Origin of the sequence: Mycetocola sp. BIGb0189 (assembly GCF_024810155.1) — a bacterium.
In the GTDB taxonomy this organism is placed as follows: Bacteria; Actinomycetota; Actinomycetes; order Actinomycetales; family Microbacteriaceae; genus Mycetocola; species Mycetocola lacteus.
This window is the reverse complement of sequence record NZ_JANUED010000005.1, coordinates 228,160-243,646: the sequence shown is the minus strand read 5'-3', so window position 1 is coordinate 243,646 and position 15,487 is coordinate 228,160. Positions and strand designations below refer to the sequence as shown.

Sequence of the window (15,487 nt, the reverse complement as noted above, 5' to 3'; positions counted from 1 at the left end):
TCTATCTCGACCACCCCCATCTGGCGGGTTCATCGGTTCCTACAGTGTGAATCGTGTTTCGTTGTGGGAATGCTCAGACGGCGAATGATGATGGGGATCCCGAGGCCGTATTCTGGGGGAATGACCGAAGACGCGCCCTCGCTGACCCGCTCCCGTGCCCTCGCCCAGCGCCTGCGCTGGCTGGCAGAATCCGGATCGACCAACGCCGACCTGCTGGCCCTGGCCACCGCCGACACCGCGGGCTGGCCGCACCTGAGCGTGCTGCTGACCGACACTCAGGTGGCCGGACGCGGACGCCTGGACCGGGTCTGGACCTCCCCCTCGGGCAGCGGCCTGGCGATCTCGCTGCTGGTGCGTCCGGCCGGGAAGCTGCCGATGGAGAGCTACGGGTGGCTCTCGCTGCTGGCCGGGACCGCGATGGCCGAGGCGATTAACGCCCGACTGAGCGCGGCCGGTGCCGCCCCGGATGCCCGGGTCAAGTGGCCCAATGACGTGCTGGTGGCCGGCAAGAAGATCTGCGGTGTGCTGGCCGAGATCTCAGCCGACGGATCGGTGGTGATCGGGACCGGGATTAACACGGCGATGAGCGCCGCCCAGCTTCCGGTGGACACCGCAACCTCGCTCGCGGTGCTCGGTGCGGATCCCGACCCCGACGCCCTGCTGGCCGAGTACCTGGGGGTGTTTATCGAGCTCTACGATGCCCTGGTGGCCGCCGGGGGCGATGCCGAGGCCTCGGGTCTGCGGGCACGGGTCGAGGCGCGGCTGGATACCCTGGGCCGCTCGGTGCGGGTCGAGCGTCCGGGTGGGGTGTTCCAGTTCGGCCGCGCGCTTGCGTTGGACTCGGACGGACGCATCGTGATCGTGGATGCCGACACCGGCACACACACCACGGTCTCGGCTGGGGACATCACCCACCTGCGCGCGCAGGACTAGCGCCCCACCCGCCGGCGCCTGCCCGCCCACCTGCGCCCGGGAAACGGCCCAAAATCCCGCCGTTTCGGCCGAGCCATCCACCGTCCGGGCGCGCTTGCTGATAGGAATGGACCATGGTCGATTTCACCCGCGGCCCCGGGACCGGGGACGCCACCCAGATCCTCGGAGCTCCCGCCGGTGCCCCGGTGTTTCCGACACCCAGCGTGGTGCCCACCGAGCGGGTGGTGGCCCGGCTGCGTCGACACGCACGCTTCCTGATCCTGCCGGCGCTGATTTTTGTCGCGCTGCCCGGTGCCCTGGTGTTTGGAATCAGCCGATTCCCCACCGGACCGGAGTTCTGGATGGTGGTGGGCGGGGCCATCGCCGTGTTTGTGTTCCTGGTGCTCTGGCCCTACCTGGTCTGGCTCAACCGACGCAGCACGATCACCACCCGCCGGGTCATCATGCACCGCGGCTTCCTGGTGCGTGAGCGGCGCGAGGTGTTCCACAGTCGCGGCTACGAGATCGCCACCCGTCGCGGTCCGATTCAGGCGCTCTCCGGCTCGGCCACGATCGTGCTCACCGCCGGCACCGACCGGCCGCTGGTTCTGGTTTCGGTGCCCGGCTCCCGCCAGGTGGTGGACACCCTGCACCACCTGATCGAGGTCAACCAGGTGATTCCCGCGGTATCCCCGCAGCGCGAATCCGGCACCTTCTAGTCTTTTCGCGATCGTTCCCCCGCGGCGCGAGCCCGGCTGGAATCCGCTGCCTTCTCGCGCCGATGAGTGTTCCCCGGGCAACACAAAAGCGCACGCCGGCGGGCGTGCGCTTTTGTGTGAGGCGGGCTAGAGCAGCGCGACCAGCTCGGGGGTCGCGGCGGCGCGGACGGCCGCCCGGGCACCCTCGGGATCCTCGGCGGCCAGCGCCGCGGCGGCCAGGCGCTCGCAGTGTTCCAGTGTGTGGGTCTTGAGCGCCAGGCGCACCCCGCGAATCTTGCTGGTGGCCATCGACAGGCTGGTGACGCCGAGGCCCACCAGCACCAGGGCCAGCAGCGGGTCTCCGGCGGATTCCCCGCAGACACCCAGCGGCTTACCCGCGTGCTTCGCACCGATCGCGGCGGCGGCGATCACGTCGAGCACACCGGGCTGCCAGGGATCCAGCAGCTCGGAGAGCTCCCCCTCCATCCGGTCGGCGGCCATCGTGTACTGGGCCAGGTCGTTGGTGCCCAGGCTGCCGAAGTCGACCTCGGCCAGCACCTGTGCCGAGCGCAGCGCCGCGGCGGGCACCTCGATCATGACCCCGGCCTTGGGCAGGCCGTTGGCACGCACCCGGTCGGCAAACCAGCGGGCCTCGGCGATGGTGGCCACCATCGGAGCCATCACCCGCACGTCCGCCCCGGTGGCCCGGGCCGCGGCGGCGAGCGCCTGCAGCTGGGTTTCCAGCAGCTCGGGCTTCGCCTGCGAGAGGCGCAGACCGCGGCGTCCCAGGGCCGGGTTCTCCTCCTCGCCCAGGTTGGCGAAGGCCAGCGGCTTATCGGCCCCGGCATCCAGGGTCCGCACAACCACGCGGCGCCCGTCGAAGGGCGCAAAGACGCGGCTGTAGATCGCAGCCTGCTCCTCCAGGGTCGGGGCGTGGGCGGCCGAGAGGAACACAAACTCGGTGCGGAACAGGCCCACACCCTCGAGGTCCTCGGCACCGGCCAGCTCGGCGTCCTTTGCGCCGCCGATGTTGGCCAGCAGTGCGATCGGGTGCCCATCCTGGGTGCTACCCGGGCCGGACACCTCGGCCAGGGCGGCCGCACGACGCTCGCGGCGCAGACGCTGATTGGTGACGACCTCGGGATCGGGGTTCAGCACCACCTCGCCGGTGTCTCCGTCCAGGGAGATCGGGGTCCCGGCGGGAATCTCGGTGGCACCGGGCAGCTGAACCACCGCGGGGATGCCCATCTGCGCGGCGAGGATCGCCGTATGGCTGGTGCGTCCACCGGCGCGGGTCACGATGCCCAGGACCAGGGAACGATCCAGCGTCGCGGTTTCGGCCGGGGCGAGATCCTCGGCCAGGATGATGCTGGGCACACTAAAGGGCGGCACACCCGGAGCGGGCACACCCAATACGTGGGCCATCGCCCGCGAGCCGATGTCGCGCAGGTCGGTGACTCGCTCGGCGAAATAGCCGCCGAGGGCCTCAAACTTGGCCGCGAACTCGTCGATGGCCAGGTTGATCGCGGTGGCCGGACCGTTGCCCTCGCCCAGGTGCTTGGTCACCGCGCGGTGTAGGGCACGGTCACGGGCGATCATCGCGGTGGCCTTGAGGACGTCCCGGGCGCTGTCATCGGCCCGTGCCGAACGAGCCTCGAGGTCCTCGGCCACGTGCATGAAGCTGGCAATTGCCGCCTCGGAGGCCGTGGCGGGATCCGCCGGAGCCTCCTCGTTCTGCGGGGGCTGCACCGGCGCCGCGACCTGAACCACCGGGCCATAGGCGGAACCCGGGCTCACGCCCACACCCTGCCGCACCTCGGTTACCGCGGAACCGTCGGCGACGCCGATGGTGCTCACTCGGCGTCCAGGTCCGAGTTCAGCAGCGCGACCAGACGGTCCAGGACGGCCTCGGCGTCCGGACCCTCGGCGGTGAGTTCAACAACCTCGCCGTTGCGGGCACCCAGGGCCATCACGCCCAGGATGCTGCCGGCGTCCACGGTGGGCTCGCCCACGCGGCCGATCTCAACCTCGAGGCCCGAGTCCTCGACGGCCTCCACAAAGATGGCGGCGGGACGCGAGTGCAGGCCGATGGACGAGGCGATGGTGGCGGTACGAGTTGCCATGATGACTCCTTTGATAACTGTGACTACGGTAGCCCGCCCGGGAGCGGGCGTACAGGGGTGAGAGTGAGACGGCGCCCGGCGGTGTCGGTTCGAGAGCGGGCGTACAGGGGTGAGAGTGAGACGGTGCCCGGCGGTGTCGGTCCGCGCCGGGCACCGGGGAGAGGCTAGACGGCGACCGGGGCGCTTGACTGTGCGCTCGCCTGGGCGGCCAGCTTGTTCCGGGCGGCGATCGACTTGGACACGATCACCAGCAGGGCGGTGATCGCCACACCGATGGCCAGAGCCAGCACAAACAGCAGCGGCTGACCGATCAGCGGGAGCACCCAGATGCCGCCGTGCGGGGCACGCAGGGTCGCACCGAAGAGCATCACCAGGCCACCGGTCACCGCGGATCCGATGGTCGAGGAGATCATCACGCGGATCGGGTCGGCGGCGGCAAACGGGATCGCGCCCTCGGAGATGAATGAGGCACCCAGCAGCCAGGCGGCCTTACCGTTTTCGCGCTCGGGGGCGGAGAACAGCTTGGGGCGCAGGGTCGTGGCCAGGGCCATCGCCAGCGGGGCGACCATACCGGCGGCCATGACCGCGGCCATGATCTTCAGCTGCGGCGCATCCATCGAGGCACCGGCGGCGGCCAGACCCGCGGTGGCGAATCCGTAGGCCACCTTGTTGACCGGGCCACCGAGGTCAAAGCCCATCATCGCGCCGAGGATCAGGCCGAGCAGCAGCACGCCGGCACCGGTGAGACCGTTCAGGCCGTCGTTCATCGCGGTCATCAGCCAGACGATCGGGCGACCCAGCACCGCGATAAACAGACCCGCGGTGATAAAGGTGGACAGCAGCGGGATGACGACCACCGGCATCACGCCGCGCACACCCTTGTGGACCTTCCAGCTGGAGATCCAGTACGCGACGGCACCGGCCAGCAGACCGGTCACGATACCACCGAGGAATCCGGCGTTCATCGAGGCGGCCAGCGCGCCACCGACGATGCCGGGAACCAGGCCCGGACGGTCGGCGATCCCGAAGGCGATGTAGCCGGAGAGGATCGGAACCAGGAACCCGAAGGAGGCCGATCCGATCACAAACAGCAGACCCGCCCAGGAGGTGAGGCTGGCGATGTTGAAGTTCTGGGTGATGTCGAAGGCTGCGTCCTGCGTGTGGATGCCATACTTCACGATCTCGATCGCACCGTTTTGACCCAGCGCGATCTGCGCGAGCATAAACGAGAGCGCGATCAGGATGCCGCCGGCGGCAACAAACGGGATCATGTAGGAGACACCGGTCATCAGCCACTGCTGCAGACGGGTACCAAAGCCCTTGCGCTCGCTGGACTCGCTGGGTACCGGGGTTGCGCTCGCCGAGGCGGTGGCCCGGCTCGGGTCGGCGGCCCAGGCGGCGGCCAGGTTTCCCGCGTCGATCAGCAGCTGCGGACCGGCGGAGATCGCCTTCTTCACGCCGACGTCGATCGTGGGCTTGCCGGCGAAGCGGGCGCGATCCTTGACCTCCACATCGTGGGCGAAGATCACCGCGTCGGCCGCGGCAATGTCCGCGGGGCTCAGCGGGGTGGATCCGGCCGAACCCTGGGTTTCCACCAGGATCTGGTGGCCGGCCTCGCGGGCGGCATTTTCCAGCGCCTCGGCTGCCATGTAGGTGTGGGCGATGCCGGTGGGGCAGGACGTCACGGCCACAAAGCGCAGCGGGCGGGCGGCGGGGGCCGCCGGGGAGCTCTCGGAAGCGGTGGCTCCGGGAACATCGGCAGCGGGTGCCGCGGGAGCGGCGACGGCCGAGGTAGCCGCGGCAGCCGGCCTCTCTGCAGCCGGTGCCTGTGCGGCCGGTGCCGCGGGCTGTTCGGTCTTGAGCTGCACGTGCTCCTCGACGATGGCCACGACCTCCTCGGGCGTGGCCGCATTCAGCAGCGCCTCGCGGAAGTCGTTGTGCATCAGCGCACGGGCCAGCTGGGGGAGCACCTGCATGTGGGCGTCTCCACCGTCGGCGGGAGCGGCGATCAGGAACACCAGGCGGGCGGGGCCGTCCTTGGCACCCCAGTCGATGCCGTCGGCGATGCGGCCAAAGACCAGCGAGGGCTCGGTAATCGCCGCGCTGCGTGCGTGCGGGATCCCGATGCCGCCGGGCAGTCCCGTGGCCATCTTGGACTCACGCTCCTGCACATCGGCGATGAACAGGTCGATGTCGGTGCAGCGTCCGCTGGCAACCAGGCGCTGGGCAAGCGTCCGAGTGGCCTCGTGTCGGTCGGCTCCGGTGAGGTCGAGCACCACTTGTTCGACGTTGATGAGTGGCATGTCGAATCCTTTCAGGGTTTTCTGTGTAGCGGGAGGATCGGTGATTAGTCGTTCAGGGGCAGATCGCGCTGCGGGGAGCGGATCAGGTCGACCTCGATGTGGTCAAGATCGGCGGGCGTGGGCACCTCGGTGCCGGGCAGACGGACGGCGGCGGCACCCCAGCGGACGCCGCGAACCAGTGCGTCCGCCTCGTCCTCTCCGCGGTTCAGGCCGAAGAGTAATCCGGCAAGCATGCAGTCACCGGCACCCACGGTGGATACCGGGTCGGTCACGATCGAGCGCGCGTGCACCGCGGTGTCGGCACTGACCAGCACCGCGCCGTCTCGACCCAGGCTCACGGCGACAAACCGGATTCCGGTGGCCACCAGTTCGCGGGCGGTGTCGATGACCGCGCCCATCGTGGTGAGTGAGCGTCCGGTGAGTTCCTCGAGCTCGGTGCGGTTGGGCTTGATCAGCGTGGGGATCGCGGCCACGGCGGTGGCAAACGCCGGCCCCGAGGAGTCGATCGCCACGTTCGCCCCGAGTCGTTTTGCCTCGGCGATGAGCTGCGCGTACAGGTCGGCGGGGGCACCGGGAGGCAGGCTGCCGCAGCCGGTGATCCAGGACCCCGGGGTGGCCGGGGAGAGCGTGGCCGCGAAGAGAGCATGGACGTCCGCGGACCCGAGGGTGGGCCCCGCCTCGTTGAGCTTGGTGGTGGTGCCATCGGGCTCCAGCACGCTGATGTTCATCCGCACGCTGCCGGCGATCGGCACGATCCGGGTGGGCACCGCGGTCTTGGCCAGCAGCGCCTCGAGCAGGGTGCCCTCGGGGCCGCCCGAGGGGACCACCACGAGCGGCTGCTCACCCATGCTGGCGAGCGCTCGGCCCACGTTCACCCCCTTGCCTCCGGGGTCGATCCGGGAGGATGCCGCGCGCAGCACCTGGCCGCGGTGCAGGGCCTCGACGGTGACCGCGCGGTCCACGCTGGGGTTGGGGGTCAGGGTGATAATCATGCGTTCACAACCTTGGGCCCGGCCGCGCGGATCGCCTCGGCGAAGTCCTCATCGATGTCGGTATCGGTGATCACCACGTCCATCTCCTCGAGGGCGGCGAAGCGGTGCAGGTGCACGTTGGCGGCCTTGCTGGAATCGGCGACCAGGACGGTGGTGCGGCTCGCGGCCACCATGGCTCGCTTGGTAGCGGCCTCCATCTGATCGGGGGTGGTGAGACCGCGCGCCATGTCGAATCCATTGGTTCCGATAAAGCCCACGTCCACGTTGAGTTCGGCGAGAGCATCGGTGGTCCAGCGGCCCACCGCGGCCCCGGTCATCGCACGCACCTGGCCGCCGAGCTGAAGCAGGGTGATGCCGGGCTTGGTGGAGAGGGCCGCGCAGATCATCGGACTGTTGGCCACGACCGTGAGTTCGGCGTCGGCGGGGAGGGCCTGGGCGATGGCCAGGGTGGTGGTGCCGGCATCCAGCAGGATGGTCCCGGTCTCGGGGAGCTGTTCGAGTGCCTGCAGCGCGATCCGGCGCTTATCGCTCGAGTGGCGACCGATGCGCTCGCTGAGATCCAACTCGGAGTTCAGGGCGTCGGTGGGGATCGCTCCACCGTGTGCCCGCTTGACCAGTCCGCGCCGTTCGAGGGCGGTGAGGTCGCGACGGATGGTTTCCGCCGTCACATCCAACTGTTCGGCGAGTGCGCTGCCCTCGACCCGTCCCTGGCTGCGAGCCAGGGTGAGGATGAGCTGCTGTCGTTCCGCGGCGTACACGGCGTCTCCCGTCATTGGTAGAGGAATTTGAAATATAGTCCCACACAAACGGACTAAAACAAAGACGTACCAACATCAACTCACCGGAGTTTGGTGAATTAACAGGGTGTGAATTCTGCGTTTCGGTGGAAATGACGCGAACTCGGGCGGATACGGACGGTCGCCGAACGACCCCCGGATACGACAAAACACCCTCACCTTTCGGTCAGCCGGGGCCGAGCGAGGTGAGGGTGTGTGGTGGCCGGAAAGCCGGCGGGAAGACTAGTGGATCTCGTCCCGGGCCACGGTCTTGGCCTCGGGAACCTTGGAAATCTCGATATCCGATTCGGTGAACTCGGCCGCACTGGCTTCGAGATCGGTGATCTCCTCGGCCGCGCGGTCGCGGTTGGGGGAGAACACCCAGTACCGGTAGAGCACAAAGCGGAAGACCGAACCGAGGATCAGGCCCACGCCGTTCAGCGCGATATTGTCGGCGGCGGCGGAGGTGAAGCCGAGCACGTCGTGGGACACCCAGACGCACAGGGTGCTGATGCCCATGCCGGCAAAGCTCACGGCAAAGAACTCCACACCCTCACGCACGGTGCTGTTCGAGCGGTGCGTGGCGAAGGTCCAGAAGCGATTGCCCAGCCAGTTGGTGATGATGGCCAGGGTGGTGGCGATCACCGTGGCGATGACCACGCCGTTCTTGACGTGCTCGGGGTTCAGCGGACCCATCCGCAGAAGGTTGAAGGACACGGCGGTCACAACAAAACCGGCGCCACCAACCACGGCGAACTTGAAGAGCTGCATAAACAGCGGGTACCAGGATGCGGATTTCACGCGACTCAGGTTCATTTACCCCCCTCGGGCGGAAAACTCCCCGGGGTGGGTGTTCTCGGCAATTGTCTGTGCACCAAACGGAAAGATGTGCACCGGACGGATAGTCTACCCGCAGTTCTATAACATTAGCTTTGAGTGTGCTGAAGAACACAACCCCTCGGAGACGGAGACCCACGTGCTGAAAATCGGAGTAATCGGTGGCGGTCAGCTGGCGCGGATGATGATGCCCGCCGCGATCAACCTGGCCCTGGATGTGCGGGTGCTCGCCGAGACCCCCGGATCCCCGGCCGAAATTGGTGCCAGCGCGGTGGGAGACTACCGCGATCTGGATACCGTGCTGAACTTTGCGCGCGATGTGGACGTGATCACCTTTGATCACGAGCACGTCCCCCAGCCGGTGCTTGCCGCCCTGGTGGCTACCGGTGTGCGGGTGCACCCGGGCCCGCAGGCTCTGCTCTATGCACAGGACAAGCTGCTGATGCGCGCCAAGCTCAGCGAGCTGGGTCTGCCGACCCCCGAGTGGGCCGAGGTTCGCTCGGCCGCGGAACTCCAGGTGTTCCTCGATGCCCACGGCGGTGCCGGTGTGTTGAAGACCCCGCGTGGCGGCTATGACGGCAAGGGTGTGCGCGTGGTGCGCTCCTCCGCCGAGGCGACCGACTGGTTTACCGCGGTGGCCGAGTCCGGAGACACCGGCAGCCTGCTGGTCGAGGAGCTGGTGGACTTCACCCGCGAACTGGCGCTGCTGGGCGCGCGTCGTCCCGGCGGCGAAAGCGCCTACTGGCCCGTGGTCGAAACCATCCAGCGTGATGGCGTGTGCGCCGAGGTGCTCGCTCCAGCCCCGAACAGCGACGGTGCGGTGGCGGCCGAGGCCGAGCGGATCGCCCGTGCCCTGGCCGACGGACTGGGAATCACCGGTGTATTCGCCGTGGAACTGTTTGAAACCACCGACGGGCGTGTGTTGGTTAATGAGATGGCGATGCGTCCGCACAACTCGGGTCACTGGACCCAGGACGGATCGATCACCAGCCAGTTCGAGCAGCACCTGCGCGCGGTCGCCGACCTGCCGCTGGGGGCCACCACTCCGCGCGCCCCGATCACCGTGATGGCCAATATTCTCGGCGGTCCGCTCGAGGGCACCCTGGGGGATCGCTACCCGCAGGTGATGGCCGAATTCCCCGATGCCAAGATCCACAACTACAACAAGGCTCCGCGTCCGGGACGCAAGGTGGGCCACATTAATGTGACCGGCACCGAACTGGAGTCGGTACGTGAACGAGCGCGGACGATCGAATCCCGCTTCCAGGGTTGACCCGTTAGCATTGACCCATGTCTCATCACTCCAGTGAAAATCCCCGTGTTGGCATCGTCATGGGAAGCGACTCCGACTGGAGCGTTATGGCCGCCGCCTCGGCACAGCTGAGCGAGTTCGGCATCGACCACGAGGTCGAGGTGGTCAGCGCGCACCGTACCCCGCACAAGCTGGTGACCTACGGCGAGCAGGCGCGCGAGCGCGGGCTCAGCGTGATCATCGCCGGTGCCGGCGGTGCCGCGCACCTGCCGGGCATGCTCGCCTCGGTCACCACGCTTCCGGTGGTGGGTGTGCCGGTTCCGCTGGCCACCCTGGACGGGATGGACTCGCTGCTGTCCATCGTGCAGATGCCCGGGGGGATCCCGGTGGCAACCGTCTCGATCGGCGGTGCCAAGAACGCGGCCATTCTGGCCGCTCGGATCCTCGCCACCTCGGACTCGGCGCTCGCCGAGACCCTCGCCACCTACCAGCGCGAGCTCGCCGAGCTGGTTGAGGAAAAGAACGCAGCGCTCAAAGCCCGCCTATGATCGAGCAGAGCGAATCGCCCATCCGGCACCCCAACACCGCGTCGCCGCAGGTGATGACCCGGCGCGGGTGGTGGCTCGTGCTGCTGGGCTTTGTGCTGCCCGGTTCGGCGCAGGTTCTCGCCGGGAACCGCCGGCTGGGCCGGATCGGCCTGGTCTCGACCCTGATCATGTGGATCGCCGGAATCGCAGCCCTGGTGCTGTACCTGACAAATCCCGAACAGCTGTTTTCGTTTGCGACCAACTCGTGGTTCCTGCTGATCGCCCAGATCGTGCTCGTTGCCTATGCGGTGCTGTGGTTTGTGTTGACCATCGATACGCTGCGCCTGGTGCGCATTATCAAGGCATCCCCGCTGGGCCGGGTCCTGATCCTGGCCCTGGGCCTGGTCTTCCTGGTGGCCTCGACCGGTGCCGCCTCGGCGGGTGCCTATGTGGCCAATGTGACCAGCGGCACCCTGGGCAAGCTCTTTGGGACCAGCGCGCCGCCCGAGGACCCCACCGACGGGTACTACAACATTCTGTTGCTCGGTGGCGACGCGGGCCCCGACCGCTCGGGTATGCGCCCGGACAGCCTCTCGGTGGTCTCGATCAACGCCGACACCGGCCAGGCCACGATGATCGGCCTGCCGCGGGACATGCTGAACGTGCCGTTCAACGAGTCCTCGCCGATGTATAAGCGCTATCCCAATGGCTACAATAAGTGTGACGTGAGTGCGTGCAAGCTCAACTCGATCTACACCGAGGCCGAGCTGCGCCACGCCGACTACTATCCCGATGCCAAGGCCGAGGGATCCTCCCCGGGCATCGAGGCCACCAAGGATGCCGCCGAGGCCCTGACCGGCCTGCGCATTCCCTACTACGTCCTGGTCGACATGCAGGGCTTCGCCGACCTGATCGACGCCCTCGGTGGCGTGGAGATCACCGTGGACAAGCGTCTGCCGATCGGGGGAGACGAGAACCTCAAGGGTGTTATCGAGTGGATCGAACCCGGCACCCAGCACATGGACGGCTACCACGCGCAGTGGTTTGCCCGCTCGCGCCACGGAACCAGCGACTTCGACCGAATGGAGCGTCAGCGTCAGCTCCAGGAGGCCGTGCTCAAGCAGTTCACCCCGGCCAACGTGTTCTCCAAGTTCCAGGGCATCGCCGAGGCGGGAACCCAGGTGGTCAAGACGGATATCCCGCAGGATCTGCTGGGCTACTTCGTGAACCTGGCCACCAAAACCCGCGAGCTCCCGGTGCAAAAGCTCGAGCTCACCCCGGCCAACGGGATCGATCAGGACCATCCGGACGTCCCGGAGATCAAGTCCAAGATCAACGACCTGCTGCACCCCAAAACCACGCCCACCAACTAGGGCGAGATACACAACCGGCCCCGTCCTTGGACGGGGCCGGTTGTGCGTGGGCGGCAGTGTGGATCGCCGGAGGTCAGAGGGAGTGACGGGCGGATCTTTGGCTCGGCGGATGGGCACAGGGCCCGGTGGGCGGCGCTAGAGCTCGGCGTGCAACGCCCAGACCCGCTCGGCCGAGTCTCGCCAGCCAAAGACCTGAGCACGGTCGGTGCCGGCAAAGCCCAGGCGTTCGCGGCGCTCATCGTCCTCGATCAGCTCGATGATCGAGGCGGCCAGGCGCTCGGCAAACCCGTCGTCCCCGGCCTCCACGGCCTCGCCGGCACCGCCGGAGATCTCCAGCAGCGCGGGATCGTCGGTGTGCAGGACCGGGGTTCCCAGCGAGAAGGCCTCGAGCAGGGGCAGTCCGGTGCTCTCGCGCACGCTCGGGTAGACAAACAGCACGGCCCGGGCGTACACGGTGGCCAGGTCGGCGCTGCCCAGATCACCCAGGGCGCGCACCCGTCCCTCGGCCAGGCCCGCCTCATCGGCGGCCGCGGCGAGGGAGGAGGAGCCCCAGGCGTCGGGTCCGATGACCAGCAGCGGCAGATCGGGAACACCGGGCCGCGCGAGGGCCTGCAGCAGCGGATCCAGACCGCGGCGCGGGTCGAGGCTGCCCAGGGTCAGCAGATAGCGCTCGGGGAGATCCAGGTTACTCGCGCGCCAGGAGGCATCCGAGGGCAGGGCCAGGGTGCTGGCCGGCGCCTCGGGGATGACTCGGAGCCGATCGCCAAAATCGGCGATCTCGGCCAGTTTTGCGGCCACCGCATGGGTGGGCACCACAAGCGCATCGGCGTGCTTGCGGGCACGCTTGAGCATCTGTTTCTGCCAGGCCACCGAGGTGGGGGTGAGACTCTTGGGATCGGTCCAGGCGAGGGTGTTCCGCAGGGTCACCACGATCTGAGCGGACTCCGGATCGTGCCGCCGCAGCGGGGCCAGCAGACTCGGGGCATGGATCATTCCCTCACCCAGTTGGGTGGTGATTCCCAGCTGCCAGGCCGTGGTGAGCTCGCGCCGGGGCAGGTTCGTGCGCTGGATCTCGGTGATACCGGGCAGCCGGGCCGCGAGCTCATCGATGCGCTCCTGCGGCTGGGCCGAAACCACTCCGTGCACGCTGCACCCGCGCGGGGCGGTGGCGATCAGGGCGCGGGTGAGTTCCTCGGCATAGCGACCGTTGCCCCCGTGGCCGGGGGTCAGGGCCGAATCGAGAATGACGCGGAGAACTGCGGACATCGTGGGTTCCCTCCTGCGGGTAGGTGACGGCGGGGCTCGGCGTGAGCAAAACGGCCGCGCCCGAAGGCGCGGCCGTTCTGGCTAGGCGGTGGGCTCGGGGGCGTGGATCGCACCCGAGGCGATGGCCTCGTGCAGCGCCTCGCGCCAGTCGCGCATGATCGGCAGGCCTGCGGCGGTCCAACCCTCGTGACCGAGGACCGAATACGCGGGGCGCGGAGCGGGACGCACGAAGGAGGCGCTGTCGGTCTCCAGCACGCGCTCGGGGTCCAGCCCGGCCTCGGCAAAGATCGCCTGGGTGAAATCGAACCAGCTACCCTGACCGGCGTTGGTGCCGTGATACACGCCGGCGGGAGCATCGGATTCGGCCAGCAGACGCAGCTGGGTGGCCAGATCGCGGGTCCAGGTGGGCTGACCGACCTGGTCGGTGACCACGCTCACGGTGGGGTGGCTGCCGGCCAGGCGCAGCATGGTGGCGGCAAAGTTGTTGCCGTGCTCGCCGTAGATCCAGGCGGTGCGCACGATGAAACCACCGGTCGGGTGCTCACCCAGCACAAACTCCTCACCGGCGGCCTTGGTGCGACCGTAGGCGTTCAGCGGTGCACGGGCGGTGTCCTCGGCATAGGGCTCGGTGGCGTTGCCGGCGAACACGTAGTCGGTGGAGATGTGGATCAGCTTGGCTCCGTGGGCGGCGGCCGCGGCGGCCAGGTTGCGCGGTCCCAGCGCGTTGACCGCAAAGGCGGCGTCCTCATCGGTTTCGGCCGCATCCACCGCGGTGTAGGCGGCGCAGTTGATGACCACATCGTGCCCGGCAACCGCCGCGTGCACGGCATCGGGGTCGGTGATGTCCAGCCCGGCGCGATCCAGCGCGGTGACACTCTGGTCGGCCAAAACGGTTTGCAGGTCGCGGCCGAGCATTCCGGCCGCTCCCGTGATCAGGTAGCGCATGTATTCCTCACGTGTTGTTCCCCCGATTCTACGGGGTCCATACCGGGTACAGGTAGCGGTCAGAAATGCGTAATACTCTCGGTTGTCGTTCCGCCTCGGCGAATCCTGCCCCCACCTCGTACCCGCAAGGAGCCCCCATATGTCCACCCAGCTCCTTGATCTTGATATTGTGACCGGCCCGGTTGTGGTGGTGAGCTATGCCGTGGCGGGGGCACTGCTGGTGTACCTGCTGGTGCGTCCGGGTGGTTGGCGCTGGATCCGTACCCTGGCCATTACCCTCCTGGCTTCCCTGCTCGGTGGCACCGCGATTGTGCTGCTGCTGGAGCGTGGGCTCAATCTTTTTGGTGGGCCGATCGGTGCCCCCGCCCGCGTCTGGGGCGTCGTCGCGATTATGGCGATCGCGGTCGCCCTGGTGAACCTGTGGCGCAGTCGCTGGTGGCGCAAGGCACTGGCCGGGCTCGGGGTGGTCGCGTTTGCCCTGGCCGCGACCGTGGGGATTAATGCGGCCTTTGGCATCAACCCGACCCTGGGGGCGTTCCTGCACATCTCCACGGAGAAGCCCATCACGCTCGCCACCCCCAAACCGCAGCAGAAGCCTCCGGCCGGTCCGCTCTATGAGACCTGGAAACCGCCCGCGAACATGCCCGCCAGCGAGGTGGGCAGCCAGGTGATTCCCGGAGTCATCTCGGGCTTCAATGCCCGTCCGGCCGGCATCTATCTGCCCCCGGCGGCACGGGTGAAAAACGCGCCCGCCCTGCCCCTGATGATCCTGATGATGGGTCAGCCCGGGGACCCGAACCCGACCTTTGTTCAGCAGGTGCTGGATAAGTTTGCCGCCAAGCATCAGGGGCTCGCTCCGATCGTGGTGGTCGCCGATCAGCTGGGTAACCCCAACGATGACACCCTGTGCCTGGACACCGCTAAGTACGGGAAGGTGGAAACCTACATCACCCAGGACGTGATGAACTGGGCCCACAAAAACCTCAACGTCATCCAGGACCCGGCCTACACCACCGTTGCCGGTTACTCCAACGGGGGCGTGTGCTCGATCTACTTTGCGGCGAAATATCCAACCCTCTTCCATAATGTGATCGATATCTCGGGGGAGGAGTATCAGGGAACGGGTAACCCCAAGCTGGCGCTTCGCGAGGTCTTCGGGGGCAACCAGGTGGCCTATAACGAGGTCAAGCCCCTGACCATCCTGGGCCGAAACACCTATCCGGAAACCACCGCTATTTTCACCGCGGGGGCCAACGATCCGCTCTATACCGAGGAGTCGCGAAAGGTGGAGGCGGGCGCAAAAGCGGCCGGAATGAAATCAACCCTGGTGTCGGTTCCCGGTGCCGGACACGGTGCCGATGCGCTGCTGGGTGGGCTGGAGGCGGGCTTCAACGTGCTCTATCCGGTTCTGGGACTCCAGGCTAAATAGTCACCCATTCCGGGAAAGACCGGCGTACACACCGGGTGCTAAGGCAGGAATTGG

The 15,487-nt window shown here is 67.7% G+C and carries 14 protein-coding genes; 6 read left to right on the top strand and 8 right to left on the bottom strand.

Features of this window, described 5'->3' with window-relative positions; translation table 11 throughout:
* Positions 1 to 120 precede the first annotated feature (120 nt).
* Together M2390_RS09895 and M2390_RS09890 are read left to right on the top strand one after the other, a co-directional pair.
* Entirely contained in the window at positions 121 to 933 is an 813-nt protein-coding gene (locus tag M2390_RS09895; protein WP_259178394.1) for a biotin--[acetyl-CoA-carboxylase] ligase, read from the top strand.
* 113 nt (positions 934 to 1,046) lie between these two features.
* Complete coding sequence (locus M2390_RS09890; RefSeq protein ID WP_259178392.1) at positions 1,047 to 1,631, top strand: PH domain-containing protein; 585 nt, start codon at positions 1,047 to 1,049, stop codon at positions 1,629 to 1,631.
* Between the two features lie 126 nt (positions 1,632 to 1,757).
* On the opposite strand, the gene ptsP is transcribed toward M2390_RS09890, so the two are convergent.
* The 6 genes from ptsP to M2390_RS09860 form a co-directional block, all read right to left on the bottom strand.
* A complete protein-coding gene (gene ptsP, locus M2390_RS09885) occupies positions 1,758 to 3,467 on the bottom strand; it encodes a phosphoenolpyruvate--protein phosphotransferase (RefSeq protein WP_259178390.1) in 1,710 nt (569 codons plus the stop codon).
* Complete coding sequence (locus tag M2390_RS09880) at positions 3,464 to 3,733, bottom strand: HPr family phosphocarrier protein (RefSeq protein ID WP_030149016.1); 270 nt, start codon at positions 3,731 to 3,733, stop codon at positions 3,464 to 3,466. The genes ptsP and M2390_RS09880 overlap by 4 nt, the downstream gene beginning before the upstream one ends.
* 164 nt (positions 3,734 to 3,897) lie before the next feature.
* Complete coding sequence (locus M2390_RS09875; RefSeq protein WP_259178387.1) at positions 3,898 to 6,036, bottom strand: fructose-specific PTS transporter subunit EIIC; 2,139 nt, start codon at positions 6,034 to 6,036, stop codon at positions 3,898 to 3,900.
* A gap of 44 nt (positions 6,037 to 6,080) precedes the next feature.
* The gene (gene pfkB, locus M2390_RS09870; protein WP_259178385.1) at positions 6,081 to 7,028 is read right to left on the bottom strand and encodes a 1-phosphofructokinase; all 948 of its coding nucleotides are present in this window, start codon (positions 7,026 to 7,028) and stop codon (positions 6,081 to 6,083) included.
* On the bottom strand, positions 7,025 to 7,801 hold the full coding sequence (locus M2390_RS09865; RefSeq protein WP_259178384.1) for a DeoR/GlpR family DNA-binding transcription regulator: 777 nt from the start codon (positions 7,799 to 7,801) through the stop codon (positions 7,025 to 7,027). Before M2390_RS09865 ends, pfkB begins: the two co-directional genes overlap by 4 nt.
* A gap of 246 nt (positions 7,802 to 8,047) precedes the next feature.
* A complete protein-coding gene (locus M2390_RS09860) occupies positions 8,048 to 8,620 on the bottom strand; it encodes a GtrA family protein (protein WP_259178383.1) in 573 nt (190 codons plus the stop codon).
* Between the two features lie 109 nt (positions 8,621 to 8,729).
* On the opposite strand from M2390_RS09860, the gene M2390_RS09855 reads away from it, so the two are divergent.
* From M2390_RS09855 to M2390_RS09845, 3 genes are read left to right on the top strand one after another with little or no spacing between them, the layout of a single operon-like run.
* Complete coding sequence (locus tag M2390_RS09855) at positions 8,730 to 9,914, top strand: 5-(carboxyamino)imidazole ribonucleotide synthase (RefSeq protein WP_396822909.1); 1,185 nt, start codon at positions 8,730 to 8,732, stop codon at positions 9,912 to 9,914.
* 17 nt (positions 9,915 to 9,931) lie between these two features.
* Positions 9,932 to 10,441, top strand: a complete 510-nt coding sequence (gene purE / locus M2390_RS09850) for a 5-(carboxyamino)imidazole ribonucleotide mutase (RefSeq protein ID WP_121689278.1) — start codon at positions 9,932 to 9,934, stop codon at positions 10,439 to 10,441.
* Positions 10,438 to 11,793: an LCP family protein gene (locus M2390_RS09845; protein ID WP_259178376.1), complete on the top strand. Its 1,356-nt coding sequence runs from the start codon at positions 10,438 to 10,440 to the stop codon at positions 11,791 to 11,793. Before purE ends, M2390_RS09845 begins: the two co-directional genes overlap by 4 nt.
* Positions 11,794 to 11,928: 135 nt before the next feature.
* Here the strand turns inward: M2390_RS09845 and M2390_RS09840 are convergent, their stop codons facing one another.
* Positions 11,929 to 13,059 carry a glycosyltransferase family 1 protein gene (locus M2390_RS09840; RefSeq protein ID WP_259178375.1) on the bottom strand — a complete coding sequence of 377 codons (1,131 nt, stop codon included), beginning with the start codon at positions 13,057 to 13,059 and terminating at the stop codon, positions 11,929 to 11,931.
* Between the two features lie 81 nt (positions 13,060 to 13,140).
* Positions 13,141 to 14,004 (bottom strand): dTDP-4-dehydrorhamnose reductase, encoded by an 864-nt coding sequence (rfbD, locus tag M2390_RS09835; RefSeq protein WP_259178373.1) that lies wholly within the window; start codon positions 14,002 to 14,004, stop codon positions 13,141 to 13,143.
* Between the two features lie 139 nt (positions 14,005 to 14,143).
* On the opposite strand from rfbD, the gene M2390_RS09830 reads away from it, so the two are divergent.
* A complete protein-coding gene (locus M2390_RS09830; protein WP_259178369.1) occupies positions 14,144 to 15,433 on the top strand; it encodes an esterase family protein in 1,290 nt (429 codons plus the stop codon).
* Positions 15,434 to 15,487: the final 54 nt, after the last annotated feature.